The organism is Methylobacterium sp. C33D, from assembly GCF_053345825.1.
Map to the genome: position 1 here is coordinate 100,260 of NZ_JBKFAV010000012.1, position 25,714 is coordinate 125,973.

The window sequence follows — 25,714 nt, forward strand, 5'->3', positions numbered from 1 at the left end:
GAGAGTCAGGTGTAATGCGGGGATGCGCGTGTAAAGGGCCAAGCCGGCGGTCGCTTATCGGCGCGTCCGTATCGGCCTTGTCCCTGGCAATGGTTCTGAGCGGCTGCAGCCAGCCCCTGCTGGTCTTCCGGGGCGATCCCCCGGCGGCGGCGCCGCGCGTGGTCGAGGAGCCGACCGTCACCGGCAGCATCGAGAAGCGGCCCGTGAGTTTCGGCGACGACCTCGCCGAGGAGGATTGGCGCCGGGCGCGGGCCGCCCTGAGCGTCGCCCTCGATCCGCAGGGCAACGGACGACCGGTCAAGTGGGACAACCCGGAGACCGGGCTTCACGGGTCGGTCAATCCGACCGGGCTGCCGTACGTCTCGGACGAGCTGATCTGCCGCAACTTCCTGGCATCCGTGATCGCGCCGTCCCGCAGCCGCTTCGTCCGCGGCACCGGCTGCAAGCTCTCGGGCGGACCGTGGACGCTCAAGCGCGTCCGGCCGGCGAATGGGCTCGGACGCTCCTGACCGCGACGGGGCCGCCGCGCGGCGGCCTCCGCGGGTGCCTCAGTACGGGTGTCCGTAATAGGGCCGCATGCGCAGGCGCGGCTGCGCGGCCGGGGGTGCGACGTAGCGGGCCGCGGCCTCCGGATCATAGGTGCGGATGTAGGGGTCGAGGGCCGGGTCGCGATAATTGCCGTTGTTGACCCCCGCCGAGCGATCGTTCCCGCTCAGCGCCGCGTAGGGCGAGAGGCCGCTACCGCTGTCGCCGCCGCCACCGCCGCCGCCGCCCCAGGCAAAGGCCGTCCCCGGAATGGCGGCGAGGAGCATCGCCGCGAGGGGCATCGTGAGCGTCTTGCGCGTCATGTCCTGTCTCCGCACCACGTCGTTGTCTGGCGAACGGTCCAGCTGGAGGTGGGTTCCCCTCGGCGAGCCGCCACGGCCGCGCGACATTGTACCACCGCCTGCCAACACGCGCTTATTTGATGCCCCGACTTTCGCTTTTTTCGGTTCATCGCCCAGAAATCGTCCCGCGCGTTAAGTTTGAACCGGTAGACAGCCACGCGGCCGTGCTTGATCGTGGCGCGGCGTAACAGCATTCGAGCCCGGCTCGACCGTATCGAGGGTCGAGACCGAGCGCATCCCGGGTTTGGCCGCCGTGAGCGTCGATACGAAATCCGGCACGCGGGGCGTGGGGCCGACCGGCTGATGGAGCGGGCGATCGGAGGCACGGACCGGCCGTCGGCTGCCGGCGGCCGGGCTCCCGCCCGGGCGGAGCCGTCGCCCGGGACGCTCTCCCGCCCCCGCACCGTCACCGTGCGGCTCGACCGCCGGTGCCTGCGCGGCTGGCACATCCGCCTTCTCGACCTGCTCGGGCAGCGGCCCGACCATCGGATCCGGGTCGCCTGGGCGGAGCACGCCGAGGGACTGCCGCCGAACGCGGAACTCCTGTTCCGCCTGGAGGCCGCCATCCACGGCCTGCCCCGGCCGGGTCTGGCGACCGCGGCGGAACCGGTGGCCCTCGCGCCCTACGAGGCGAGCCCCGAGGGCGCGGAGCCCGGCGGCAGCGGCGCCGACCTCGTCCTCGACCTCTCGGGTCGCCCCGCTGAGCCGGGTTCGGCGCCGGGCTCGGCGCCGTGCTCGGCGCCGGCTTGGCGGCTCGACTACGACGGGATGCCGGGCGAGGCCGGCCTCCTCGCCGCCCTGTTCGCCCACGGGGCGCCGGTGGCGACCCTGCGCGGGCCGGACGGCGCGCCGGTGGCGGTCGGCCGCCTCGGCACGGAATCGCACACGGTGATGCTCACGGCCTTCGAGGGCTACCTCGCGCGGACCATCACGCTGATCCTCGCCGCCCTCGACGGCGCCGCCTCGACGGCGCTCCCCGACGGCGCCGGCCCCTCCCTGCAGCCCGCGGCCGCCTACGATCTCGGCGGCCTGGGCGCCCGCCGCCGGGCCGCCGGGGGGCTCGCCCGCCAGATCGCCCGCCGGCTCTACGCCCTCTGCTTCCACGGCCCGCACTGGCGGGTGGGCTGGCGGCGGGTCGTCGGCCCCGACCTGATCGACCTGCGCCGGCATCCCGAAGGCGGCTGGCAGGTTCTTCCCGACGACGGGCGTCGCTTCTACGCCGATCCCTTCGCGATCGCCCGCAACGGCGCCGTGACCCTGTTCGTCGAGGAGTTCGACTACCGCCGCGGCAAGGGCGTGATCGCCGCGGTGGATGTCGGGGAGAACGGGCCCCGCGGCCGCCCGGAGCCGGTGCTCGAGCTCGAGACCCACCTCTCCTACCCGTTCGTGTTCGAGGCGGACGGACAGGTCTGGATGATCCCGGAATCGCACGCCTCCGGGACGATCGACCTCTACCGCGCCACCGACTTCCCGCGCGGCTGGGTCCACGAGGCGGTGCTCCTCGACGGGGTCGTGGCCGGGGACGCGACCCTGCTGCAGCACGGCGGCCGCTGGTGGATGTTCGCCACGGTCCGGGCCGGCGGCGGCAGCTACTCCGACACGCTCCATCTCTGGCACGCGCCGCATTTCCGCGGACCCTGGACCCCCCACCGGCACAACCCGGTGCTGATCGACATCGGCTCCGCCCGGGCCGCGGGGCCGATCGTGGCGCGCGACGGTGGCCTGATCCGGCCCGTCCAGGATTGCCGGCAGGGCTACGGCGCGGCGCTCGGCCTCGCCCGGATCCTGCGCCTCGACGAGGACGCCTACGCCCAGCGGGTCGAGACGCGCCTCCGCCCGGGCGCGGCCTGGCCGGGCACGCGCCTGCACATGCTGAGCGCGGCCGGCGGCTTCGAGTTCATCGACGGCTCGCATCGGGCCCGCACCCGCCTGCTGGGCTGAGCGCGCCTCCCGAGCCCGGGCCGAGCCGCCCCGCGCGGGCCCGTCGGTGCCGAACGGCACCCGCTTACGGCTCGCATCGCGGCCCCGTGCGCGCTAAGCGGGGACCTCACCTGCGCCGATCCAGCAGAACCGCCGGGACGATCACCATGGCGAGCCCCGTCGAACATGCGAGCTTCCTGCCGCCGGTCCTGACCTTCCTCACGGCGGCGGTGATCGGCGTGCCGATCTTCCGGCTGATCGGCCAGAGCGCCGTGCTCGGCTACCTCGTGGCCGGCGTGCTGATCGGGCCCTCCGGCCTGTCGCTGATCGCCGAGCCCGAGACAGCCGCCAGCGTCGCCGAGATCGGCGTGGTGCTGCTGCTGTTCATCGTGGGGCTGGAGCTGCACCTGTCGCAGCTCGTCTCGATGCGGCGCGACATCTTCGGCCTCGGCACCGCGCAGCTCGTCGTCTGCGCGCTGGTGCTCGGCGGCGCGGGCGTCGTGGCGGGTCTCAGCTTCGGCGCCGCCGCGGTGATCGGCCTCGCGCTCGCCCTCTCGGCCACCGCGGTGGCCCTGCAGCTCCTGGAGGAGCGCGGCGATCTCGGCAGCGCCTACGGCGCGCGCGCCTTCGCGGTCCTGCTGTTCCAGGACCTGTCGGTGGTCGGCATCCTGGCGCTGATGCCGCTGCTGGCCTCGGCGGGCGAGGCGACCGACGTGTCCTGGCTCGGGGAGGCGGCGGTCTCCACCGGCAAGGCGCTCGCGGCGATCCTCGCGGTGGTGCTGGTCGGCCGCTACGGCCTGAACCCGTTCTTCCGGCTGCTCGCGGCGAGCGGCGCCCGCGAGGTGATGACCGCCGCGGCGCTGCTGGTGGTGCTGGGCACCGCGCTGCTCATGGAGCAGGTCGGCCTGTCGATGGCGATGGGGGCGTTCCTCGCCGGCATCCTGCTGGCCGAGTCGAACTTCCGCCACCAGCTGGAGGCCGACATCGAGCCGTTCCGCGGCATGCTGCTCGGCCTGTTCTTCATGAGCGTCGGCATGTCGATCGACGGCAACCTGGTGCGCGAGGTCTGGCCGGCCCTGTTCGGGGCGACCCTGGCGGCGATCCTGGTCAAGGTCGCGATCGTGGCCGGCCTGTTCCGGCTGTTCGGCTCGGACACCCTCGGGGCGCTGCGGGGGGCCGCGGTCCTGGCGCCCGCGGGCGAGTTCGCCTTCGTGCTGCTGCCGCAGGCCCAGGATCTCGGCCTCACCGGCGTCACGGCGACGCGCTTCGCGGTGGCGCTCGCGGCGCTGACCATGCTGATCGGCCCCATCGCCGCCAAGGGTCTCGACAAGCTGATCGAGCGGCGCAACGCGCGCAGCACCTTCGCGCTGGAGGAGCCCTCTACCGAGCTGTCCGAGAGCGGCGACGCGCGGGTGCTGGTGATCGGCTTCGGCCGGTTCGGGCAGGTCCTGACGCACGTGCTGATGGCCGAGGGCATCCCGGTCACGGTGATCGACAAGGACGTGGAGCAGCTGCGCGCGGCCTCGCGCTTCGGCTTCCGCATCTACTACGGCGACGGCACGCGCCTCGACGTGCTCCGCGCCGCCGGGATCGGCCGGGTTGAGCTGGTCTGCATCTGCGTCGACGACCGGGAGGGCGCCCTCAAGATCGTCGACATCGTCCACGAGGAGTTCTCCAGCGTGCGGACCTTCGTGCGGGCCTACGACCGCCTGCACGCGGTGGAGCTGATGAACCGGGACGTCGACTACCAGATCCGCGAGACCGCCGAATCCGCCCTCGCCTTCGGTCGGGCGGCCCTGGAGGGGCTCGGCCTGTCGCCGGAGGCGGCCACCGCCCGGACCGACGACGTGCGCAAGCGCGACATCGCGCGACTGGTCCTGCAGCAGGCGGGCGCCCTGCCGGACGGGTCCAGCTGGATGCGCGGCGCCGCGGCCGGCCTGAAGCCCGAGCCGCTGACCGCCCCGGTCCGGCCGGCCCGGGCGCTCAGCACCGAGACCCGCGACCTCGTGGGCAGCGACCGGCGCGAGGCCGCCGAGCGGCTCCTGGAGAAGCCCGCCCTGGCGCCGCAGGAGACGGACGCCGCGGAGGATTCCGATCCGGAGGCCGAGCTCGAGGCGGAAGGCAGCGCCCGGGATGCGTGACGGGCCGGATGTCTGACATGCCCGACGGGCCGCCCCCGGCGGAGGCGGGCCGCTTCGTCACCGGCTCGATCCTCCGCCACGTCGTGGTGATGGCCGCCACCGGCTCGGTGGGGCTGATGGCGATCTTCGTCGTCGACCTGCTGTCGCTGCTCTACGTCTCGACGCTCGGCGACCCGAACCTCACGGCGGCGGTCGGCTTCGCCGGCATCGTGCAGTTCTTCGCCACCGCGGTGAATATCGGCCTGATGATCGCGGCCGGCGCCCTGGTCGGGAAGGCCGTCGGCGCCCGCGACCGCGCGGCGGCGCGGCGCCTCGCGACCTCGGCGCTGGTCCTCGGCAGCCTCGTGGCCGCCGTCATCGCGGTGCTGATCGCGCTGCTGGCCGACCCGCTCCTGGCCCTGATCGGCGCGCGGGGCGAGGCGCTGCGGGTGGCCGTCCTGTTCCTGCACATCACCCTGCCGTCGAACCTGCTGCTCGCCGCCGGCATGCTGTTCACGGGCCTGCTGCGCGCGGTCGGCGCGGCGCGGCAGGCGATGTCGGTCACCCTGGCCGGTGCCGTGGTCACCGCGCTCCTCGACCCGCTGCTGATCTTCGGGGCGGGCCTCGGCGTCCCGGGCGCGGCGATCACGGTCTGCGCGGCGCGCGCGACCTTCGTGGCGGTGGGCGTCCGCGGCGTCGCCCGGCACGGGCTTCTCGGCCGGCCGCGCCTCGCCGACCTGCTGGTCGACCTGCCGGCCGACGCGGCCGCCCTGGCGGGCGTCGCGGGTCCGGCCGTGCTCACGAACCTCGCCCCCTCGGTGGCGAGCGCGTTCCTGGCACGCCTTTTTGCCGGCTACGGAGCGGACGCGGTCGCGGCCGCGTCGGTGATCGACCGGCTGACGCCGGTGGCGTTCGGCGGCCTGTTCGCACTGTCGGGGGCGATCGGCCCGATCCTGGCGCAGAACTGGGGCGCGGGCCTGTTCGACCGGATGCGCGGCGTGCTCGGCGCGGCGATCCGGGTGACGCTGGCCTACTGCGCCGCGGTCTGGCTCCTCCTTTCGCTGGCCCGGGGGTGGCTCGCCGGCCTGTTCGGCCTGCAGGGAGTCGCGGCCGAGCTGTTCGGCTTCTTCTGCCTCGTCGGCGGCGCGATCTGGTTCTTCAACGGGCTCCTGTTCCTCGGCAACGCCGCCTTCAACAACCTCGGCTTCCCGCTGCGCTCGACGCTGCTGAACTGGGGCCGGGCGACGCTCGGGACGATCCCGCCGGCGCTGCTCGGCGCGACGCTCTACGGCCCCCGCGGGGTGGTGGCCGGGATGGGGGTCGGCTCCCTGGTCTTCGGGGCGCTCGGCATCCTGCTCGCCCGCCGCACGGTCGACCGGCTGGAGGAGGCGGGCCCGCGCCGGCCGGAACCGGATACCGCCGCGGCGGCGCCCCAGCGGGGGGCGCCGCTGCCGCCGGGGCACGCCCATCCCGAGCCGTTGAGCTGACGCGGCGGCGGCCAGGCACAAGTTCCGCGGGTGGGAACTGGTATTTCCCCGCGCAAAGGGTCACGATGTCCTGTCCCGGGCGGTCCGGGCCGGGACAGGATCGAGGCGTCATGTTCAACCCGCTCGAGATGTTCCAGGCCCAGGGCGAGGCCGGGCTCCAGGCCATGGGCCAGCCGTTCGGCCTGACGAGCGAGCAGACGGCCCGCGCCTTCGAGGCGTTGATGCCGGCCCTGACGCTCGGCCTCCAGCGCAGCGTCGGCCTGGACCCGACCGGCTTCGCGCGGATGTTCGGTCTGGAGGCCGCCAAGCCGGCGCCGGCGCAGGGTTTCGAGGCCCTCGGCCAGATGTTCGGCTCGGCCCAGCTGATGCAGGCGGTGCTGCGGCAGGCCTCGGCGACGAGCGGCGTCGGCGCGCAGGTGCTCCGCCAGATGCTGCCGATGATGGCGGGGGCCGTGGTGGCGAGCATCGTCCACGTCATGCTGAACCAGCCGCAGGCCGAGCCGGCGCGGCCGAGTCCGCCGCCACCGCCCGTGCCGTTCCCGTTCGGCCCGGCCTGGGCCGAGATGGCCAAGGCGATGATGCCGGCGGTCGAGCCGCCCGCCCCGCCCAAGCCGGCCGCCAAGCCCGCGGCCAAGCCCGCCGCGAAGCCCGCCGCCGACCCACAGGCGGGCGCCGGCGAGGCCGGCTCCGACATGTTCCAGCAGATGCTGCGCACCGGGGCGGAGGTTCAGGGCAACAACATCCGGGCGATGCAGGAGCTGTTCGAGACCTTCTGGCCCGCCTCCGGCACGCCGTCCGCGAGCGCCGCGCCTCCGGCGGCGACCGCGACTCCGGCCCGTCCCGATCCGGCGCCGGCCGACCAAGCGGCCGGCAAAGGCCGCCGCGGCCGCCAGCCCGGCGGGACCGGTTGACGCAGGGACAGGGTCCGGACGGGCGTTGACCCGGCGGACCGGAGCCGCACCCTGTCGGCGAGGAGACCCGTCGATGAGCGACCACCTGACCGCCTGGGACGACCGCGCCGAGAGCCTCGGCGGGAACGGCGTCGCCAAGCGCACGATCCCGGGCTCCGGGGCCAGCCTCGTGCGCGTGGTCGTGCCGGCGGGCGTCTCCGCACCGGCCCACAGCCACGAGCACGAGCAGTTCGTGCAGGTGCTCTCCGGTTCGGGGATCCTGGAGACCGCGCAGGGCCGCGAGCCGTTCACGGCCGGCAGCGTGTTCCACTTCCCGGCAGGGACGTGGCACGCGGCCGCGTTCGAGACCGAGACGGTCCTGATCGAGACGAACCTCGCCCCATGGGCCTGAGGGCGCAGCCTGCCGTCCGGCCTCAGCGGTCCGCCGCGGCGTCGAACTGCGCGTCCAGACTGACGATGCGCCCCACCGTGTCGCGCGCGTGGCGGATCGCGTCCTCGGCGGTGAGCAGATGCCCCTCTTGCGGATCGAAGACGATACCGCCCGACCGGGCCGCGCAGGCCGCGACAGCCATCCACGCCCCGGCGCAGGCCGGGAGCGTGGCAAAGTAGAAGGCATAGACGCACGTCCACGGTCCACCGAAGTCGATGTCGGTATAGGTGTCCGTCAGATCCGACAGCGGCACGATCTGGCACTCGAAGCCAGCCTCGTGGCGCCGCCAAGTCGCGGACAGATGCCCTTGCGTGGCTGGCGGCATGTGCACGGCGTCGAGTTTGAGATCGAATCCGATCCCGTCGATGGCCGCCTGCCATTCCGCCACGCCGGGCATCGCGCGCGCGCAGAGCGCATAGGCTTCCATGCTCATGGCAACCTCTCTCCGAATAGAACCGCGGATATCGACACGCCCTTGACCGAGTTTCCTCGTCTCAAGTGGATCTCTATGACAGGAACACTGTCATCCACGCCGACACCTCTGCGCAGTTCGCGCGCGCGAGCGGGCGTCAACTGCGCCTTGCCGGTCTTGATATCCCAAATCGCTCGAATCGGGGCAGCGTTGGTCCTGCCGTCGCGGAGGATCACGTCCGTGCGTATGCTGCCGTCCAATCCGTAGCGCACCAGATCACCGGCGCTGAAGCTCTGCTCGATACCGTGCCGCCCGATGCCGGGCAGGTCGAGTTCCCGCATCCGTGCCGCGAACTTCGTGTGTACCTCGATGCCGTACAGGGGGCCCTGGCCGGGATCGCAGGTCTGGACGACCTCGCCCAAGACATCGACGATCGCGTCGGTTTTCCCGTCGATCCGGGGATCCCCGGTCTTGTCTTTCCGCGCGACGACGAGCGAACCGCTCCCACCGCACCAGCAGCCGTCGCGGCCGCGCGGCTGGTCCTGCCGAAAGCCGGCCTTAAGCTCCAGCAAGTCCAGAGCGATGAAGGCCAGTCCGAGCCGAAGCTCAGCGATGGAGTAATCCAGGACATCCAGCAGATCACAGTACCGCATCGCGTCCCTGATCCTCGAAACGTTCATGATTTATTCCATGAATCTTTTCCTTTTGTCAAGCGATTCGTGACAGATAAGGAAAATATGCCGACACCGCCCTCGGGGCAGCCGCGGCAGGCTGCGACAAATAATTCTTGGCGCGCGAGCAAAATGCCTGTGCTTGGCCTGAGCCCCCGGCGCGTGTAGGAATCCCACCTTCAACGCCCGCCCGTGCACGCCGACGAAAGGCCGGGCATCGCCCCTACCAGAACAGAGGCAGACCATGAGCGCCGGTACCGCCGCCGACAAGCACTTCTCCAACAGCTTCTTCGCCGCCCCGCTGACGGAGGCCGACCCCGAGATCGCCGAGGCGGTGGCCAAGGAACTCGGCCGCCAGCAGCACGAGATCGAGCTGATCGCCTCGGAGAACATCGTCTCCCGCGCCGTGCTGGAGGCTCAGGGCTCGGTGCTCACCAACAAGTACGCGGAAGGCTATCCGGGCCGGCGCTACTACGGCGGCTGCCAGTTCGTGGACATCGCCGAGGACCTCGCCATCGAGCGCGCCAAGCGCCTGTTCGATTGCGGCTTCGCCAACGTGCAGCCGAATTCCGGCTCGCAGGCCAACCAGGGCGTGTTCCTCGCGCTCATGCAGCCCGGCGACACCTTCCTGGGCCTCGACCTCGCCGCGGGCGGCCACCTGACGCACGGCGCCCCGCCGAACGTCTCGGGCAAGTGGTTCAAGCCGGTCTCCTACACGGTGCGCCGCGAGGACCAGCGGATCGACATGGATCAGGTCGCCCAGCTCGCGCAGGAGCACAAGCCGAAGGTGATCATCGCCGGCGGTTCGGGCTACCCGCGCCACTGGGACTTCGCAAAGTTCCGCGAGATCGCCGACTCGGTGGGCGCCTACTTCATGGTCGACATGGCCCACTTCGCGGGCCTCGTGGCGGCCGGCGTCCACCCGTCGCCGTTCCCGCACGCCCACGTCGCCACCACGACGACCCACAAGACGCTCCGCGGCCCGCGCGGCGGCATGATCCTGACGAACGACGAGGCGCTCGCCAAGAAGTTCAACTCGGCGATCTTCCCCGGCATCCAGGGCGGCCCGCTGATGCACGTCATCGCCGGCAAGGCCGTGGCCTTCGGGGAGGCGCTGAAGCCCGAGTTCAAGATCTACGCCCGCCAGGTGGTGGAGAACGCCCGGGCGCTCGCCGACACGCTGATCTCGGGCGGCTACGACATCACCTCGGGCGGCACCGACAACCACCTGATGCTGGTCGACCTCCAGCGGAAGGGCCTCACCGGCAAGGCCGCCGAGGCGGCCCTGTCGCGGGCGCACATCACCTGCAACAAGAACGGCGTCCCCTTCGACACGCAGAAGCCGACCATCACGTCGGGCATCCGGCTCGGCACCCCGGCCGGCACCTCGCGCGGCTTCGGCGTCGCCGAGTTCAAGCAGATCGGCGGCTTCATCGTCGAGGTGCTGGACGGGCTCGCCGCCAAGGGTGAGGCGGGCGACAGCGCGGTCGAGGCCGACGTCAAGACCCGCGTCCACGCGCTGACGGACCGGTTCCCGATCTACGGCTGAGGCGAGAGGACCGTCCGAGCGGGGCCGGTCTTCCGGGCCGGCCCGCGGTGGATTAGGAAACGGCCGCGGATCCGACCGGTCCGCGGCCGTTTCCATGCCCGAGTAGCGAAATCCATGCGGTGTCCTTACTGCGGCGGCTCCGAGACCCAGGTGAAGGACTCGCGGCCCTCCGAGGACGGTGCCGCGATCCGGCGCCGCCGGGTCTGCCCGGACTGCGCCGGCCGCTTCACCACCTTCGAGCGCGTGCAGCTCCGCGAGGTCGTGGTGCTCAAGCGCTCGGGCAAGCGCGTGCCGTTCGACCGCGACAAGCTCCAGCGCTCCATCGACGTGGCGCTCCGCAAGCGCGCTGTCGACCCGGAGCGGATCGAGCGGCTGGTCAGCGGCATCACCCGGCAGCTGGAGAGCGCCGGCGAGCCCGAGGTGACCTCCGAGGCGATCGGCGAACTCGTCATGGCGGGGCTCAAGGGCCTCGACGACGTCGCCTACGTGCGCTTCGCCTCCGTCTACAAGAACTTCCGCGAGGCCCGGGACTTCGAGGAGCTGCTCGGCACGCTGAGCGACGGCATCCCGGTGCCGGCGGCCGCGCCGGAACCGGAGGGCGACCCGGAGCCCGAGGCGTCGGGGCGGCGCCGCGTCGGGCGCCCATGAGCGGCGACCCGAACTTCATGCGCCTCGCCCTGGCGCTGGGCCGGCGCGGGCTCGGCACCACCTGGCCGAACCCGTCGGTCGGCGCCGTCGTGGTCGAGCCCGGGACCGGCCGCATCCTCGGGACGGCGGCCACGGCGCCGGGCGGGCGCCCGCACGGGGAGCCCGTGGCGCTCGCCGCCGCCGGCGAGGCCGCCCGCGGCGCGACTCTCTACGTCACCCTGGAGCCCTGCTCCCATCACGGCCGCACGCCGCCCTGCACCGACGCGATCCTGGCCGCCGGGATCGCCCGGGTGGTCAGCGCCCTGGAGGATCCCGACCCGCGTGTGGCGGGGCGCGGCCACGACCTCCTGCGGCGGGGCGGCGTCGCGGTCGAGACCGGCCTGATGCGGGACGAGGCGGCGCGCGACCATGTCGGCCACGTCACCCGGGTGACGCGCGGACGCCCGGCCCTGCACCTCAAGCTCGCCCGCACCCGCGACGGCTTCTGCGCCGCCGCCGGGCCGGAGCGCCTGCGGATCACCGGGCCGGTGGCGGACGGGGCGGTCCACCTCTGGCGGGCGCACGCCGACGCGATCCTGATCGGCATCGGCACCGCCCGGGCCGACGACCCGTCGCTGACCGTGCGGCTGCCGGGCCTGGGCGCGCGCTCGCCCCTGCGGGTCGTGCTCGATACGCATCTGCGGCTCTCCCCGGCGAGCGTGCTCGCCCGGACCGCCCGCGACACGCCGACCCTGGTGCTCACGTCCCGCTCGGCCCCGGCCCACGCGCGGCGGGCCCTGGAGGCCCTCGGCGTCGAGGTCGCGACCGTGCCGGCGGACACGGCCGGCGGGATCGATCTCCCGGCGGCCCTGGCGCATCTCGGCGAGCGCGGCCTGACGCGCCTGTGCAGCGAGGGCGGCCCCCGCCTTGCGGAGGCGCTCGCCCGGGCCGATCTGATCGATGCCTGCACGCTGGTCACCGGACCGGCGGAGCTGGGGCCGGCGGGCGGCCTGCCGGCCGTGGGGCCGGCCCTGGCGGAGGCCCTGGCGGGCGATCGGTTCCGGGAGGCCGAGCGGCTGCGGCTCGGGCCGGACGCGGCCGTGACCTACGAACGCAACAGGACGTAAGCGATGTTCACGGGCTTGGTCAGCGCCATCGGCACGGTCGTCTCGGTCTCGGGCGCGGGCGACCTGCGCCGGATCGCGATCCGCGCCGCCTACGACCCGGCCACGATCGCGCTCGGCGCCTCGATCGCCTGCGCGGGCCCGTGCCTCACGGCCGTGTCGGTGGAGCCGGCGGAGAACGGCTGCGTCTTCGCGGTGGACGCCGCCGCCGAGACGCTGGCGCGCACCACGGTGGGCGCCTGGGTCGCGGGCACGCGGATCAACCTCGAGCGCTCCCTGAAGATCGGCGACGAGCTGGGCGGCCACCTGGTCACCGGCCACGTCGACGGCCTCGCCGAGATCGTGGAGCGCGCGCGTGTCACGGCCGATGCCTGGGGCGCCAGCGAGCGCTTCACCCTCCGGGCGCCGTCGAACTTGGCCAAGTTCATCGCCGAGAAGGGCTCGGTCTGCCTCGACGGCACCTCGCTCACCGTGAATGCGGTCGAGGACGACCTGTTCTCGGTGCTGCTGATCCCGCACACGCTCCAGGTCACCACCTGGGGAGAGCGGCGGCAGGGGGACCGGCTCAACCTGGAGGTCGACCTGATCGCCCGCTACGCCGCACGGCTCGCCGAGGCGCGGGCCGGCTGAGGCCGGCCCCCGTCCTTGCTGCGGCGCGTCAGCGCGGCGGGATCGAGTAGGTGCCGGTGGCGTGGCAGACGAGGTCGGGGTTGCCCGCGGCGGTGATCGACACCTCGCCGACAGCGAGGCGCCGGCCGAGCTTGAGCAGCCGGCATTCGGCCACGAGATCCCCGGTGGCGGGCCTCCGCAGGAAGTTGAAGGTGAGGCTCGTCGTCACCGCGAGCGCCACGGGACCGATATTGGCCAGGATCGCCGCGTAGAGGGCGTAGTCGGCGAGCGCCATCATGGCCGGCCCCGAGACGGTCGCGCCGGGCCGGAGGAAGCGCTCGTGGGCCTCCAGCCGCATCCGCGCCGCGAGCGGTCCCACGGCCTCGAGGTGGTAGGCCCGCCCGCCCGCCTGCATCTGCGGGAACTCGCGGTCGAGGAAGTCGCTGGTCTCGGCGAGGGTGAGGATCGTGGCGGTCATCGCCCCATGCAGCACGGGAGTACCGCCGAGGCAATCACGAGGCCCTCCGAAGCGCCGCCCTCATCGAGAGAGACCGCTCGAGCCGCCGGTGTCGTCTTCGCGAGCGGAGCGACGCCATCCAGTCGGCGCTACACACACGGATGTCGCGCAACCCTGGGTCACATCGCTGCGCTCGTGACGAGGGAGGGCTGCCTCCATCGGAATGCTCGACCGGACGCCCCGTCAGAAGAAGATCGGCCGCGCGCTGGCGGTGATCTCGCCCAGCACCGTGCCGGTGGCGGGCTCGATCTCCTTGAGCACCACGTCGTAGCCCCAGAGGTCGGCGAGGTGCTGCAGCACGCGCTTGGCGTCGTCCTTCTGCAGGGTGATCTTGTTGATCGCCTTGTGGTGCAGGATCAGGCGCCGGTCGCCCTCCAGGTCCACGTCCACCACCTCGATGTCGGGATCGAGCCACGCCACGTCGTACTGACGCGCGAAGGAGCGGCGCAGCTTGCGGTAGCCGCGCTCGTCGTGGATCGCCTCCACCCGCAGTTCCGGCTCCTCCGGATCGTCGACCACGTGGAACAGGCGCAGGTCGCGCATCAGCTTGGGCGACAGGAACTGCTGGATGAAGCTCTCGTCCCGGTAATTCTCCCAGCAGTCGCGCAGGACCGCCATGGCGTCGCCGACCCCGGCGATGTCGGGGAACCATACCCGGTCCTCCTCGGTCGGCTGCTCGGCGATGCGGGCGATGTCCTGCATCATGGCGAAGCCGATCGCGTAGGGATTGTGGCCGCCGTAGGAGCGGTCGTCGTAGTTCGGCTGCCGGATGACGTTGGTGTGGGACTGCAGGAACTCGAGATAGGCCGCCTCGGTGATCTGCCCGGATTCCGACAGGGCGTTCATGATCCGGTAGTGGCAGTAGGTGGCGCAGCCCTCGTTCATCACCTTGGTCTGGCGCTGCGGATAGAAGTACTGGGCGACCAAGCGGACGATCCGCAGGATCTCGCGCTGCCAGGGGCGGAGTCTCGGCGCGACCTTCTCCAGGAAGTAAAGAATATTCTCCTGGGGCAGCTCCAGCAGCGCCTTGCGCCGTTCCGCCGCCACGTCCGGACGCGCCGTGCCGATCTTCTGCGGCAGGGTCCGCCAGAGGTCGTTGTAGATCTGCTCGCCGTGCTCGATCCGCTCGCGCTCGCGCCGCTGCTCGGAGGCGAGGTCCGGCCGCTTCTTGCGCGGGTAGCGGTGGACGCCCTGGCTCATCAGGGCATGGGCGGCGTCGAGCACCTGCTCCACCGCCTGATGGCCGTAGCGCTCCTCGCAGCGGGCGATGAAACCCTTGGCGAAGTCGAGGTAGTCGAGGATGCCCTCGGCGTCGGTCCACTGCCGGAACAGGTAGTTGTTCTTGAAGAAGTGGTTGTGGCCGAAGGCGGCGTGCGCGATGACCAGCGTCTGCATGGTCGCCGTGTTCTCCTCCATCACGTAGGAGATGCACGGGTCGGAGTTGATGACGATCTCGTAGGCGAGCCCCATCAGGCCGCGGCGGTAGCCGGCCTCGTGCTGGGCGAAATGCTTGCCGAACGACCAGTGCTTGTAGAACAGCGGCATGCCGATCGACGCGTAGGCATCGAGCATCTGCTCGGCCGTGATGATCTCGATCTGGTTCGGGTACCAGGACAGGCCGAGCTGCGGCCCGGCCACGGCCTCGCAGGCGTCGTGGATCCGCCGGATCGTGTCGAAATCCCAGTCGTTGCCGGTGAACAGGGGCTTATCGACCTTCACGGCCGGCGCACTCACCTTGGATCGGCTCAGGCTGGTCACCATGAAACCCTCATCGCATTCTCCCCTCCCCCTTGTGGGGAGGGACCGGGGGTGGGGGTGGTGCAGGAGGCACCGCGGCGATCCTTTCTGAACCACCCCCACCCCTACCCCTCCCCACAGGGGGAGGGGACAAACCTACGCCTCCGCCTCGGCGCGGCCTTCCTTGCGGCCGAACAGCTCGCGGAAGACCGGGTAGATCTCCCGGCGGTGGTTGACCTTGCGCATGGCGATCGGGCCGCCGGCCTTGGCGATGGCCTCGTAGGTCCGCCACAGGGTGGTGCGGTGCTCGACGAAGCCGGCGCGGGGGCCGTTCTCGTCCCCGACCTCCAGATAGGCGAAGTGCTGGCAGGCCGGCAGGATGTGCGACCGCAAGAGCTCCGTCGAGGTCGGCCCGTCGGAGGAGACGTTGTCGCCGTCCGAGGCCTGGGCGGCGTAGATGTTCCAGTCGTTCGGGTCGTAGCGCTCGGCGATGACGCGCTTCATCTCCACGAGCGCCGACGAGACCAGGGTGCCGCCGGTCTCGCGGGAGCCGAAGAACGTCTCCTCGTCCACCTCGGTGGCCCGGTCGGTGTGGCGGATGAACACGATCTCGACGTGCCGGTAGCGGCGCGTCAGGAAGATGTGCAGCAGGATGTAGAACCGCTTGGCGAGGTCCTTCATGTGCTCGGTCATCGAGCCGGACACATCCATCAGGCAGAACATCACGGCCTGCGCGATCGGCCGCGGATAGGGCTCGAACCGGCGGAAGCGCAGGTCGATCGGGTCGACGTAGGGGATGCGCTTCGAGCGCTCGCGCAGCCGGAACAGCGCCTGCTCCAGGTCCGGCCGCTCCGGGTGTCCCTCGGCGAGGGCGGCGAGCCGGGCCTCCAGGGCCGCGACCTCGTCGGGCTTCGGGCGCTTGAGGGCGATCCGCCGCGACATCGAGTTGCGCAGGGTGCGGGTCAGCGCGAGATTCGCCGGCGAGCCGGTGACCGTGTAGCCGGCCCGGCGCAGGCCCTCGGTCTCGACCACGGCCAGCCGCCGCTTGGCGAGATCCGGCAGTTCGAGATCCTCGAGGAACAGCTCCAGGAACTCCTCTCGGGTCAGGACGAAGCGGAACGCGTCCTCGCTGTTCTCGCCGCCCTCCCCACCCTCGCCGGCCCCGCGACCGCCGCCGCTGCCCGGGGGGCGCTCGATCGTGTCGCCCTCCACGTAGGTCTTGTTGCCGGGCAGGATGTGGTCCTGCAGGCCCGTGCCGGGCTGGCGCGAGAAGCGCGGCTCCCGGACGCCGTCCGCCGGCACGGTGACGCGGCCGTCCTTGCCGAGATCCTTGATGTCCTTCTCGCGGGCGGATTCGCGCACCGCGCGCTGGGCCACGTCCTTCACGCGCCTCAGGAAGCGCTGGCGGTTCGGGAGGCTCTTGCCGCCCGGGTTCAAACGTCGGTCGACGATGTGCATCCGCTGCGAAAACCCTCGTCCGCGTGCTCCGGCCGGGTCCGGACCCCTGTCGTACCATGCTGTCACCGGAGGGAAGGATCCCTCTTCGGCAGCAGGGCCGCGATCTTCGCCGGCCGGTCGTCCGAAACTGTGGCGGCGGAGGGTCGGAGCGGGGCCCGGCCGATCGATCGGACCGGCCGGGCCCCGTCGCCCCTCAGCCGGCCTGCTTCACCCGCATGTACCATTCCACCAGGCGGCGGACCTGCCGCTCGGTGTAGCCGCGCGCGACCATGCGCTCGACGAACTCGCCGTGCTTCTTCTCGGTCTCGCCGTCCTTCTTCGAGCCGAAGGAGATCACCGGCAGCAGTTCCTCCACCTGGGAGAACATCCGCCGCTCGATCACCTCGCGCAGCTTCTCGTAGCTGGTCCAGCTCGGGTTGCGGCCGCCGTGCTGCGCCCGGGAGCGCAGGGCGAACTTCACCACCTCGTTGCGGAAGTCCTTCGGGTTCGCGATGCCGGCGGGCTTCTCGATCTTGGTCAGCTCCTGATTCAGGAGTTCCCGGTTCATGAGCTGGCCGGTCTCGGCGTCCTTGAAGTCCTGGTCCTCGATCCAGGCGTCGGCGTAGTCGATGTACCGATCGAACAGGTTCTGCCCGTAATCGTGGTACGATTCGAGGTAGGCCTTCTGGATCTCGTGGCCGATGAACTCCGCGTAGCGCGGGGCCAGCTCGGTCTTGATGAATTCCAGGTACTTCTTCTCGGTCTCGGGCGGCAGTTGCTCGCGGCGCAGCGACTGCTCCAGCACGTACATCAGGTGCACCGGGTCGGCCGAGACCTCGGTGGTGTCGTGGTTGAAGGTCGCGGCCAGCACCTTGAAGGCGAAGCGGGTCGAGATCCCGTCCATGCCCTCGTCGACACCGGCCGTATCCTTGTACTCCTGCATCGAGCGGGCGCGGGGATCGACCTCGCGGAGCGACTCGCCGTCGTAGACCCGCATCTTCGAGAAGACGTTGGAATTGGCGTGCTCGCGCAGCCGCGACAGCACCGAGAACCGCGCCAGCATCTCCAGCGTGCCGGGCGCGCAGGCCGCGTCCGACAGTTCCGAGCCGGAGATCAGCTTCTCGTAGATCCGCTGCTCCTCGGTGACGCGCAGGCAGTACGGGACCTTGATCACGTAGATCCGGTCGATGAAGGCCTCGTTGTTCTTGTTGGTCTTGAAGGACTGCCACTCGGCCTCGTTCGAGTGGGCCAGGATCACGCCGGTGAACGGGATCGCGCCGATATTCTCGGTGCCGACGTAGTTGCCCTCCTGCGTCGCCGTGAGCAGCGGGTGCAGCATCTTGATCGGCGCCTTGAACATCTCGACGAACTCGAGGATGCCCTGGTTCGCCCGGTTCAGGCCGCCCGAGTACGAGTAGGCGTCGGGATCGGCCTGGGACAGGGTCTCCAGGCGGCGGATGTCGACCTTGCCGACGAGCGAGGAGATGTCCTGGTTGTTCTCGTCGCCCGGCTCGGTCTTGGCGATGGCGATCTGGCGCAGGCGCGAGGGCCGGACCTTGATCACCTTGAAGCGCGAGATGTCGCCGTTGAACTCGTCGAGGCGCTTCAGCGCCCAGGGGCTCATCAGGCCGGTCAGCCGCCGGCGCGGGATGCCGTAGCGGCGCTGGATCTCCTCGCCCATCGTCTCAGGGTCGAACAGGCCCAGCGGGCTCTCGAAGACCGGCGACACCTCGTCCCCAGCCTTGAGTACGTAGACGGGGTGAACCTCCATCAGGAGCTTCAGCCGCTCGGCCAGCGACGACTTACCGCCGCCCACCGGCCCGAGCAGGTAGAGGATCTGCTTGCGTTCCTCCAGCCCCTGCGCGGCGTGGCGGAAGAACGAGACGATCCGCTCGATCGTCTCCTCCATGCCGTAGAATTCGCGGAAGGCCGGGTAGGTCCGGATCGTCCGGTTCATGAAGATCCGGCCGAGGCGCGAATCCCTGGCGGTGTCCACGAATTCCGGCTCGCCGATCGCCGCGAGGATGCGCTCGGCGGCCGAGGCGTACATCAGGGGCTCGTCGCGACAGGCCTCCAGGTACTCGGAGAGCGTCATCTCCGTGTCGCGGCGGGCCTCGTACCCTCGGGCGAAGCTCTGGAAAAGGTCGTTCGTCGCATGCATCGGCATTCGATAACCCTCTCAGACCGTGACAGCTTCATCCTGTCTCGGCTCGGATGCAACCGACAGGCCCGCTTTTGTCGCAGTGCGGCGAGCATGGCGCCCGGCATGTCGATTGCATGCAACACTCCGGAGCGCTGAAGGCGGCACAGACGAGACTCCGTGCCGCCCCCGGACGGCTGCCCCGGCGGCAGAACTGCTCAGAGACCGGGTCGGCCAGAGCCTGCTCACAAATCCGTGCCCTCTTTCTTGCCGTCGTCTCCCGATTTGGTACCCGCGCCCCCGACCGTGATCTTCACGGTCTGCGTCTGGACTTGGCCGTCGGAGCTCTTGACCTCGAACGTCACCTCGTCGGTGCCGGTGAATCCGTTGTTGGGCTGGTAGAACAGCGCCTGGACGGCCGCCTCCTTGTTGGGGCAGCGGTAGCTCGCCGGCGTCTTCAGCTTGCCGACCTTGGTGATCACCGACCCGTTCTTCGGCGGGCCCGAGACCTTGAACTCGGGCATCGGCCCAGGAGAACAATCCTTCTTGAGGTTCGGCGCGATCTCGATGCGGACCGTCTTGCCGGGCGCCACCGTCTTGGTTCGACTGGACGGCGCCTGGGCCAGGGCGGGCCCGGCCAGTGCCATGCTCCCTGCGAGCAGCGCGGCGAGCGGACGTAGGGCGATCATGGCAGCGTCTCTCCAAAGCCGACCCGGGACCTCTCCCCGGACACGCGTCCGGATGCCCCGTTCATCGGTCCAGACCATGTGGGGACGCCCTGCACGGGCGTCGAGGGCCCGGGCGGCGGCTTAATTCTGGAGGGCCGCCGCGACGATCCCGGTGATGCGGGCGATCTGCGCGGCGTCGAACTCGCCGGCCAGCGCGGCGGCGAGCCGCCCCTCGACCCGCGCCCGCTCCCCGGCATCGGCCACCGGCACGGGGGGAATCTCGTCCTCGGCCAGCCGGCAGACCCGGCGGATCGTCTCGGCCGCGGCCAGGAGTTTCTCCCGGTCGGTGGGACCCATCTCCCAGAGCGGATTGCGCAGGCGGCTGATCACCCGCTTGGCGTCGCGGTACTCCCGGTCGACGCCGGTGGCCGCCTCGATCTGGCTGACGAGGAACATCAGTTCGAGGACTTCGGAGGCCGCCTCCGGGCAGGAGCGGACGATCCGCATGATGCGGGCCATCAGTTCCTGGCTGGGCGTCAACTTGGGTTTGGGCGCGGCCATGCGGGCGACAACGCGAGTTGTCGCCGGAAAGTTCGCCCGCAGGGCGCGATGCCGGGGCGGTCGCGTCCCGCGAGGCCGCTCAGGCCTCCGCGTCGGGCAGGTCGCGCAGCCCGTCGAGCAGGGCGCGGCAGGCCCGCAGCTCGTCCAGGGCCGCGGCCAGGGCCGCCCGGTCCGGGCCGTCGAGCGCGTCGCCCCGGCTCCCGGCCCGGCTTCCGGCCTCCGTCTCGACCTCCTGAAGCAGGGGCTCGGCCGCCACGGCCTCGCCGCGGCCGACCGCCTGGACGAAGCGGACGCCGTTCTCCTTGAGGACCCGCTGCGCCCCCGCGATGGTGTAGCGCTGCACGTGCAGGAGGTGGCGGATGCCGGCGACGAGTTCGATGTCCTGGGGCCGGTAATAGCGCCGCCCGCCCGCCCGCTTCACGGGGCGGATCTGCCCGAAGCGGGTCTCCCAGAACCGCAGCACGTGCTGGGGCACGTCGAGTTCCTCGGCCACCTCGCTGATCGTCCGGAACGCGTGGGCGCTCTTCTCGCCGATTCCGGTCGGCGGTTCGTCGGTCGGTGCGGCGGCGAGGGCTGGCGGCATGGGCGTCTTACGGAGCGGGGCGAAGCGGCCCGATCTTGCCGGCTCGCGAAGCCGCACTCAAGCCTGAAGAGACCGCCGACGCGGCCGCGTTTCAGGCCCGCGCCCGGACTGTGCCCGGACAGCGACGCGCGCTCACTCGTCGTCGTGATCGCCGGCGCCGTTCAGGCCGTTGATCTTGGCCTTGAGCACGTTGGAGGGCTTGAACACCATCACCTGCCGCGGCTCGATCGCGACCTCGACCCCGGTCTTGGGATTGCGGCCGACGCGCTTGCCCTTGCTGCGCACCACGAAGGAGCCGAACGAGGACAGCTTCACCGTCTCGCCGCTCGCGAGGCAGCTGCAGATCTCGGACAGCACGGTCTCGACGAGGGCGGCCGACTCGGTCCGCGACAGGCCCACCTGGTGGTAGACGGCCTCGCTCAAGTCGGCGCGCGTCACCGTCTTGCCTGCCATGCCGTGTCCCCTCGCCCGCATCGCTCGCCCCATGACGCGCGGCGCGGCACCCGTGGCCGCGCCGAACGCTGAAGGCGTATCCCTATGATCCGGCACGCTAATCGGCGCTCCGCCCCCGGTCAACCGCACCGGGGCAGCGAATCGTTTCGGGCGCGCCGCCCGAACCTCACCAGCGGATCAGCGCCGCGCCCCAGCTGAACCCGCCGCCGATCGCCTCGATCATCACGAGGTCGCCCGCCCGGATGCGGCCGTCCCGCCGCGCCACGTCGAGGGCCAGGGGAATCGAGGCCGCCGAGGTGTTGCCGTGGCGGTCCACCGTCAGGACGATCTTGTCCCGGGCGATCCCGAGCTTGTCGGCCGAGGCCTCGATGATCCGGCGGTTGGCCTGATGCGGCACGAACCAGTCGAGCTCCTCCGCGGTGATGCCCGCCTGCGCGAAGGCCTCGACGATCACGTCGGTGACCTGCCCGACGGCGAACCGGAACACGTCGCGGCCCTCCATGCGCAGGTGGCCGGTGGTGCCGGTGGAGCCGGGGCCGCCGTCGACGTAGAGCTTCTCCCGGTGGCGGCCGTCCGACCGCAGGCTCGCGCTGAGGACGCCGCGGTCCCCGGCCCCCTCCTGCGCTTCCAGCACGATGGCACCGGCGCCGTCGCCGAACAGCACGCAGGTGGTGCGGTCCTCCCAGTCGACGATCCGCGAGAAGGTCTCGGCGCCGATCACGAGGGCCCGGCGGGCGGCCCCCGTGGTCAGGAACTTGTCGGCGGTCGAGACCGCGAAGACGAAGCCGGCGCAGACCGCCTGCAGGTCGAAGGCCGCGCCCTGATGGATGCCCAGGGCCGCCTGGATCTGGGTCGCGGTCGCCGGGAAGGTGTGGTCCGGCGTCGAGGTGGCGCAGATCACGAGGTCGATGTCGTCCGCGCTCAGCCCGGCATCGTCCAGGGCGGCCCTGGCGGCGCGCGTGCCGAGGACCGAGGTGGTCTCGTCGGGGCCCGCGAGGTGGCGCTGGCGGATCCCGGTCCGCTGGACGATCCACGCGTCGGAGGTGTCCACCCGCTCGGCCAGATCGGCGTTCGTCACCACCCGCGCCGGCAGGCTCGATCCGGTCCCGACCACCACCGAGCGCAGGGGGGGCGCGCGCCGGTGCTGCTCGGGGTCAGTGCGGAGGGTTGCCATCATTGTCCTTCCCGGACGACACCGGATTCACAATCTTCGGTTGTGAGGCCGCGGGCGTCCGATTTCCATCCCGTCCGTCGACGGAGGCCGGGGGCCGGCGTCAGGCCGGCGCCAGCGCCGCCGTCTGGTCGAGCATCTCGCGGATCGTGCGGATCATGTCGTGGCGCGCCATGTCGTGCGCCAGATCGATCGCCGCGGCGAAGCCCTGCGCGTTCTCCGAGCCGTGGCTCTTGATCACGATGCCCTCGAGGCCGAGGAACACCCCGCCATTGGCCCGGCTCGGGTTCATCTTGTCCTTGAGGGCCTTGAAGGCCTGCCGGGCGAACAGGGCGCCGATCTTGGCGGCCAGCGTCCGGGTCATGGCGGCGCGGAGATAGGTGCCGATCTGCTTGGCGGTGCCCTCGGCGGTCTTGAGGGCGATGTTGCCGGTGAACCCCTCGGTCACGACCACGTCGACCGTGCCGCGCCCGAGATCGGTGCCCTCGACGAAGCCGTGATAGGTCAGGCCGGGGCTCTCCATCTCGCGCAGGATCCGGGCGGCCTCCTTGACCGCCTCGTTGCCCTTCATCTCCTCGGTGCCGACGTTGAGCAGGCCGACGGTGGGGCGGTCGAGGTCGAACACGATGCGCGCCATGGCCGAGCCCATCACGGCCATCTCGACGAGGTGCTCGGCATCCGTGCCGATGGTGGCGCCGACGTCGAGCACGACGCTCTCGCCGCGCACGGTCGGCCACAGGCAGGCGATGGCCGGCCGCTCGATGCCCGACATGGTCTTCAGGCAGATCTTCGACATCGCCATCAGCGCGCCGGTGTTGCCGGCCGACACGCAGGCATCGGCCTGCCCGTCGCGGACCGCCTGGATCGCCTGCCACATCGACGACTTGCCCCGGCCCTGGCGCACCGCCTGACTCGGCTTGTCGTCCATGGCCACGGCCACGCTGGTGTGGCGGATCTCGACGCAGTCCTTGAGCCGGGGCTCCTTGGCGACCAGGGGCGCGATCACCGCCTCGTCGCCGAACATCAGGAAGGTGGTGCCGGGATGGCGCTCCCGGGCCAGCGCCGCGCCGGGCACGACCGTGGTGGGCCCGTGGTCGCCACCCATGGCGTCGAGCGAGATGCACACGCGTTGGGACATGTCGGTAGCGGGTCGCGGGTCTCGGCGGGAAAGGGGTCGGACGGCGGCGGGACGGGGCCCGCCGGGCGCGGCGGACCATAGCGATACCGGCCCGGCGGGCAAATGAAATCGGGCGGCCGGCGGTTCCGGCCGGACGCGGCGGCCTCAGCCGTCGCGGTCGCGGAGCGTGCGCAGGCCGTCGAGGGGCCCCGCGTCGTCGCCCGCCACGACCGGCTCGAAGGCGATGCCGGGCTTGCGCGGGTACGGGTCGAGGCCCAGCGCCAGGAACTCGGCGGTGAGCGCGCCGAAATCGATGCGGCCGCCGACCAGGGGGTCGGGGATGTCGGCGTCCTCGGCATCGGTGCCGGCGAGCCGGTCGGTGTCGGTGAACACCACCTCGACCGGCTCCCGGACCGGCGCCTCGAAGGGCTCGAGGCTGACGGTGCAGACCTGGGTCACCAGGGCCTCCACGGTGCCGGTCACGGTGAGGCGGCTGGTCGCCCCCGCGATGGCGAAGCGCCCGACGAGGTCGCGGATCCCCGGGATGCCGAAATCGGCGGCCAGCGCCGCGCACTCGGCCGGGGTCGCCTCCACGGTGACGGCGCCGCGCCCCTGGGGCAGGCGCTCGACATTGACCCAGCGCGCGAGCGGGAAAGCGTCCTGTCCGGCATCGCGGCTGCTGGCATCGCGGCTCATGGGCGTCCTCCGTGGTCAGGGCCGGCCGGTGCCGGCGCGAAGCCGTCGGGCTCCGGGAAGGGCGGCCCGGCCCCGAGCAGCCCGTCGAGATCGGCCCCGGCGAGGGCGGCGTCGGCCGCCCGCACGTAGGCGGCGAGACCGCGCCCGTCCCCCTCGCCGCCGAGCACGTTGCGGACGAGGGCGGCCGCCAGGGCGGCGGCGTCGCCGGCCTCCAGGGCCGCGTCGTAGCCCTCGGCGCGGCCGTAGAAGGCGGCGCCGAGCTTCTTCATCCGCTTGGACACGCCCATGTCGCCGACACCCAACTCGCGCAGGGAGGCGTCGAGCTGGGTGAAGACGGAATTCACCAGATCCTGCGCCACCTCGGCGGCCGGCGGCGGCAGCCGGTTCAGCCGGCGCAGGACCAGGATCGCGTGCAGGCACAGGGACTCGAACCGGCCCTCCACGGTGTCGGGCACGCCGAGATCCGTGTAGAGGCCCGGCCGGCGCGCGGCCTCGCTCAGGGCGACGTGCAGCCCCTCGACGGCGCGGCGGCGCGCGCCGGCGCGGCGGAACAACCCGGCGATCATCGATGCGGAACCCCGGCCCACTGTGGCCAAGCTTGCCTTGTCAAAGCCATAACCCCGCGGTACGGCAACCCACGCCCAGGGCGCAAGCGCCGTCGGAGCCCCGTGCCGGCGGCGACGGTCGCGCCCCGTCCGTCAACACGCTCTCTGGGGGCCCGATGCGGCGCCGTTTCGTCCAGTCCTTCGCGCGCCTCGCCCTGCTCGGCCTCGCGGCAACCGGTCTGTCGGGCTGCATCGGCGAGGAGCTGCGCCACGGCTACCAGGTCGATCAGGCGGCGCTCGCCACGATCAAGCCCGGCATGGGCCCCGAGCAGGTGCTGCAGATCCTGGGCACGCCCTCGACCGTGTCCACGGTGGGCAACAAGTCCTGGTACTACATCTCGCAGAACACCCGCCGGACGATCATGTTCCTGGGCGAGCAGGTCGAGGACCAGAAGGTCACGGCCGTGTACTTCACCCCCGCCTTCAAGGTCGAGCGCGTGGCCCTCTACGGCCTGCAGGACGGGCGGATCTTCGACTTCATCGAGCGCACGACGCCGACGAGCGGCGCCGACCGCGCCTTCCTCAGCCAGCTGTTCCGCGGCCTGACCCGCTACGAGCCGTTCGGCAGCGGCAGCGGCACCAGCGTCGTGCCGGGCGCCAACCGCGGCATGTGACCGGCCGCGCCCGCCACCAGGCGGGCGATCGCCCCGGGCTCCGGGAACAGGTGCTCGGGGCCGCGGGACGCCAGGGCCCGCGGGTCGGTGTAGCCCCAGGCCACGGCCCCGAACGGGCAGCCCAGCGCCCGCGCCGCCTCGAGGTCGCGGATCTCGTCGCCGACGCAGAGGGCCCGGTGCGGCGGCACCCCGGTCCGCGCGAGCAGCGCCCGCAGCCGGCGCGCCTTCCCGAAGATCGACGCCCCGCAGGCGTAGGCGCCGATGCGGGCGGCATTGTCCGGCCCGAGCACCCGCCGCACCGTGTCGGCGCGATTCGACGACAGGATCGCCAGCGGCACGCCCGCCTCCGCGATCGCGGCCAGCATCGCCGGGACGCCGGGAAACAGCGCGATCTGCGCGGCGTCGCGGGCGGCCAGCGCGTGCATGTGGCGCGCGATGAGCGGCAGCTTCCAGCGCGGGATGCCGAGATGGGCGACGATCGCCCGGGCGCCCTGGAGCCGCAGCTCCTCGACCTCGTGGGCCTCGACCCGGCGGAACCGGTAGCGGTCGGCGACGCCGTTCAGGACCGAGCAGAACCACGCGAAGCTGTCGGCCAGCGTGCCGTCGAAGTCGAGGACGACGAGATCCGGCCCGGGCGCGGCCGGCATCCGGGCCGGCATCCGGGCCAT

At 71.8% G+C, this 25,714-nt stretch carries 27 protein-coding genes; 11 read left to right on the plus strand and 16 right to left on the minus strand.

Annotated elements, in window-relative coordinates:
- The first annotated feature begins 14 nt into the window (after positions 1–14).
- Positions 15–509: an RT0821/Lpp0805 family surface protein gene (locus tag ACLBXO_RS11800; RefSeq protein WP_419539293.1), complete on the plus strand. Its 495-nt coding sequence runs from the start codon at positions 15–17 to the stop codon at positions 507–509.
- 39 nt (positions 510–548) lie between these two features.
- Here ACLBXO_RS11800 and ACLBXO_RS11805 read toward each other — a convergent pair whose 3' ends face one another.
- The gene (locus ACLBXO_RS11805; RefSeq protein WP_331312734.1) at positions 549–848 is read right to left on the minus strand and encodes a hypothetical protein; all 300 of its coding nucleotides are present in this window, start codon (positions 846–848) and stop codon (positions 549–551) included.
- A 342-nt stretch (positions 849–1,190) separates the two neighbouring features.
- Here ACLBXO_RS11805 and ACLBXO_RS11810 point away from each other — a divergent pair, with 342 nt between their 5' ends.
- The 5 genes from ACLBXO_RS11810 to ACLBXO_RS11830 all read left to right on the plus strand — a co-directional run bounded on the left by ACLBXO_RS11810 (position 1,191) and on the right by ACLBXO_RS11830 (position 7,716).
- Positions 1,191–2,828 (plus strand): glucosamine inositolphosphorylceramide transferase family protein, encoded by a 1,638-nt coding sequence (locus ACLBXO_RS11810; protein WP_447685484.1) that lies wholly within the window; start codon positions 1,191–1,193, stop codon positions 2,826–2,828.
- 146 nt (positions 2,829–2,974) lie between these two features.
- Positions 2,975–4,948 carry a monovalent cation:proton antiporter-2 (CPA2) family protein gene (locus ACLBXO_RS11815; protein WP_447685485.1) on the plus strand — a complete coding sequence of 658 codons (1,974 nt, stop codon included), beginning with the start codon at positions 2,975–2,977 and terminating at the stop codon, positions 4,946–4,948.
- A gap of 8 nt (positions 4,949–4,956) precedes the next feature.
- Complete coding sequence (locus ACLBXO_RS11820; protein ID WP_447685486.1) at positions 4,957–6,414, plus strand: MATE family efflux transporter; 1,458 nt, start codon at positions 4,957–4,959, stop codon at positions 6,412–6,414.
- Between the two features lie 110 nt (positions 6,415–6,524).
- Positions 6,525–7,325: a DUF937 domain-containing protein gene (locus ACLBXO_RS11825; protein ID WP_447685487.1), complete on the plus strand. Its 801-nt coding sequence runs from the start codon at positions 6,525–6,527 to the stop codon at positions 7,323–7,325.
- A 73-nt stretch (positions 7,326–7,398) separates the two neighbouring features.
- Entirely contained in the window at positions 7,399–7,716 is a 318-nt protein-coding gene (locus tag ACLBXO_RS11830; protein WP_447685488.1) for a cupin domain-containing protein, read from the plus strand.
- 22 nt (positions 7,717–7,738) lie between these two features.
- Here the strand turns inward: ACLBXO_RS11830 and ACLBXO_RS11835 are convergent, their stop codons facing one another.
- Positions 7,739–8,188 (minus strand): hypothetical protein, encoded by a 450-nt coding sequence (locus tag ACLBXO_RS11835; protein WP_331312740.1) that lies wholly within the window; start codon positions 8,186–8,188, stop codon positions 7,739–7,741.
- On the minus strand, positions 8,185–8,847 hold the full coding sequence (locus ACLBXO_RS11840; RefSeq protein WP_447685489.1) for a hypothetical protein: 663 nt from the start codon (positions 8,845–8,847) through the stop codon (positions 8,185–8,187). The genes ACLBXO_RS11835 and ACLBXO_RS11840 overlap by 4 nt, the downstream gene beginning before the upstream one ends.
- 235 nt (positions 8,848–9,082) lie before the next feature.
- Here ACLBXO_RS11840 and glyA point away from each other — a divergent pair, with 235 nt between their 5' ends.
- The 4 genes from glyA (at position 9,083) to ACLBXO_RS11860 (ending at position 12,768) form a co-directional block, all read left to right on the plus strand.
- Complete coding sequence (gene glyA / locus ACLBXO_RS11845) at positions 9,083–10,387, plus strand: serine hydroxymethyltransferase (protein ID WP_331312741.1); 1,305 nt, start codon at positions 9,083–9,085, stop codon at positions 10,385–10,387.
- A gap of 114 nt (positions 10,388–10,501) precedes the next feature.
- Positions 10,502–11,035 (plus strand): transcriptional regulator NrdR, encoded by a 534-nt coding sequence (gene nrdR, locus ACLBXO_RS11850; RefSeq protein ID WP_447685490.1) that lies wholly within the window; start codon positions 10,502–10,504, stop codon positions 11,033–11,035.
- Positions 11,032–12,141 carry a bifunctional diaminohydroxyphosphoribosylaminopyrimidine deaminase/5-amino-6-(5-phosphoribosylamino)uracil reductase RibD gene (ribD, locus tag ACLBXO_RS11855; protein WP_447685491.1) on the plus strand — a complete coding sequence of 370 codons (1,110 nt, stop codon included), beginning with the start codon at positions 11,032–11,034 and terminating at the stop codon, positions 12,139–12,141. The genes nrdR and ribD overlap by 4 nt, the downstream gene beginning before the upstream one ends.
- 3 nt (positions 12,142–12,144) lie before the next feature.
- On the plus strand, positions 12,145–12,768 hold the full coding sequence (locus ACLBXO_RS11860; RefSeq protein WP_447685492.1) for a riboflavin synthase: 624 nt from the start codon (positions 12,145–12,147) through the stop codon (positions 12,766–12,768).
- 28 nt (positions 12,769–12,796) lie between these two features.
- On the opposite strand, the gene ACLBXO_RS11865 is transcribed toward ACLBXO_RS11860, so the two are convergent.
- From ACLBXO_RS11865 to ACLBXO_RS11920, 12 genes are all read right to left on the minus strand, one after another.
- Positions 12,797–13,225: a PaaI family thioesterase gene (locus tag ACLBXO_RS11865; protein WP_331312576.1), complete on the minus strand. Its 429-nt coding sequence runs from the start codon at positions 13,223–13,225 to the stop codon at positions 12,797–12,799.
- A 222-nt stretch (positions 13,226–13,447) separates the two neighbouring features.
- Entirely contained in the window at positions 13,448–15,025 is a 1,578-nt protein-coding gene (locus ACLBXO_RS11870; protein ID WP_331312577.1) for a SpoVR family protein, read from the minus strand.
- Between the two features lie 132 nt (positions 15,026–15,157).
- Positions 15,158–16,459, minus strand: a complete 1,302-nt coding sequence (locus ACLBXO_RS11875; RefSeq protein WP_331312578.1) for a YeaH/YhbH family protein — start codon at positions 16,457–16,459, stop codon at positions 15,158–15,160.
- A 193-nt stretch (positions 16,460–16,652) separates the two neighbouring features.
- Positions 16,653–18,605, minus strand: a complete 1,953-nt coding sequence (locus ACLBXO_RS11880; RefSeq protein ID WP_010681919.1) for a PrkA family serine protein kinase — start codon at positions 18,603–18,605, stop codon at positions 16,653–16,655.
- A gap of 218 nt (positions 18,606–18,823) precedes the next feature.
- Positions 18,824–19,267, minus strand: a complete 444-nt coding sequence (locus ACLBXO_RS11885) for an Ig-like domain-containing protein (protein WP_331312579.1) — start codon at positions 19,265–19,267, stop codon at positions 18,824–18,826.
- Between the two features lie 120 nt (positions 19,268–19,387).
- On the minus strand, positions 19,388–19,807 hold the full coding sequence (locus tag ACLBXO_RS11890; RefSeq protein ID WP_273560351.1) for a hypothetical protein: 420 nt from the start codon (positions 19,805–19,807) through the stop codon (positions 19,388–19,390).
- Positions 19,808–19,886: 79 nt separating this feature from the next.
- Complete coding sequence (locus tag ACLBXO_RS11895; RefSeq protein ID WP_447685493.1) at positions 19,887–20,390, minus strand: MerR family transcriptional regulator; 504 nt, start codon at positions 20,388–20,390, stop codon at positions 19,887–19,889.
- Positions 20,391–20,522: 132 nt separating this feature from the next.
- Positions 20,523–20,843: an integration host factor subunit alpha gene (locus ACLBXO_RS11900; protein ID WP_020093876.1), complete on the minus strand. Its 321-nt coding sequence runs from the start codon at positions 20,841–20,843 to the stop codon at positions 20,523–20,525.
- Positions 20,844–21,009: 166 nt separating this feature from the next.
- On the minus strand, positions 21,010–22,017 hold the full coding sequence (locus tag ACLBXO_RS11905; RefSeq protein WP_331312580.1) for a beta-ketoacyl-ACP synthase III: 1,008 nt from the start codon (positions 22,015–22,017) through the stop codon (positions 21,010–21,012).
- A gap of 100 nt (positions 22,018–22,117) precedes the next feature.
- On the minus strand, positions 22,118–23,152 hold the full coding sequence (plsX, locus tag ACLBXO_RS11910; RefSeq protein ID WP_043348438.1) for a phosphate acyltransferase PlsX: 1,035 nt from the start codon (positions 23,150–23,152) through the stop codon (positions 22,118–22,120).
- Between the two features lie 144 nt (positions 23,153–23,296).
- Positions 23,297–23,827 (minus strand): YceD family protein, encoded by a 531-nt coding sequence (locus ACLBXO_RS11915; protein ID WP_331312581.1) that lies wholly within the window; start codon positions 23,825–23,827, stop codon positions 23,297–23,299.
- A complete protein-coding gene (locus ACLBXO_RS11920; protein ID WP_331312582.1) occupies positions 23,824–24,393 on the minus strand; it encodes a ubiquinol-cytochrome C chaperone family protein in 570 nt (189 codons plus the stop codon). The genes ACLBXO_RS11915 and ACLBXO_RS11920 overlap by 4 nt, the downstream gene beginning before the upstream one ends.
- A 155-nt stretch (positions 24,394–24,548) precedes the next feature.
- Between ACLBXO_RS11920 and ACLBXO_RS11925 the strand changes: the two genes are divergently transcribed.
- On the plus strand, positions 24,549–25,046 hold the full coding sequence (locus tag ACLBXO_RS11925) for an outer membrane protein assembly factor BamE (protein WP_020093881.1): 498 nt from the start codon (positions 24,549–24,551) through the stop codon (positions 25,044–25,046).
- On the opposite strand, the gene ACLBXO_RS11930 is transcribed toward ACLBXO_RS11925, so the two are convergent.
- Positions 24,983–25,714 carry an HAD hydrolase-like protein gene (locus tag ACLBXO_RS11930; protein WP_447685494.1) on the minus strand — a complete coding sequence of 244 codons (732 nt, stop codon included), beginning with the start codon at positions 25,712–25,714 and terminating at the stop codon, positions 24,983–24,985. The two genes, ACLBXO_RS11925 and ACLBXO_RS11930, sit on opposite strands and share 64 nt — an antisense overlap.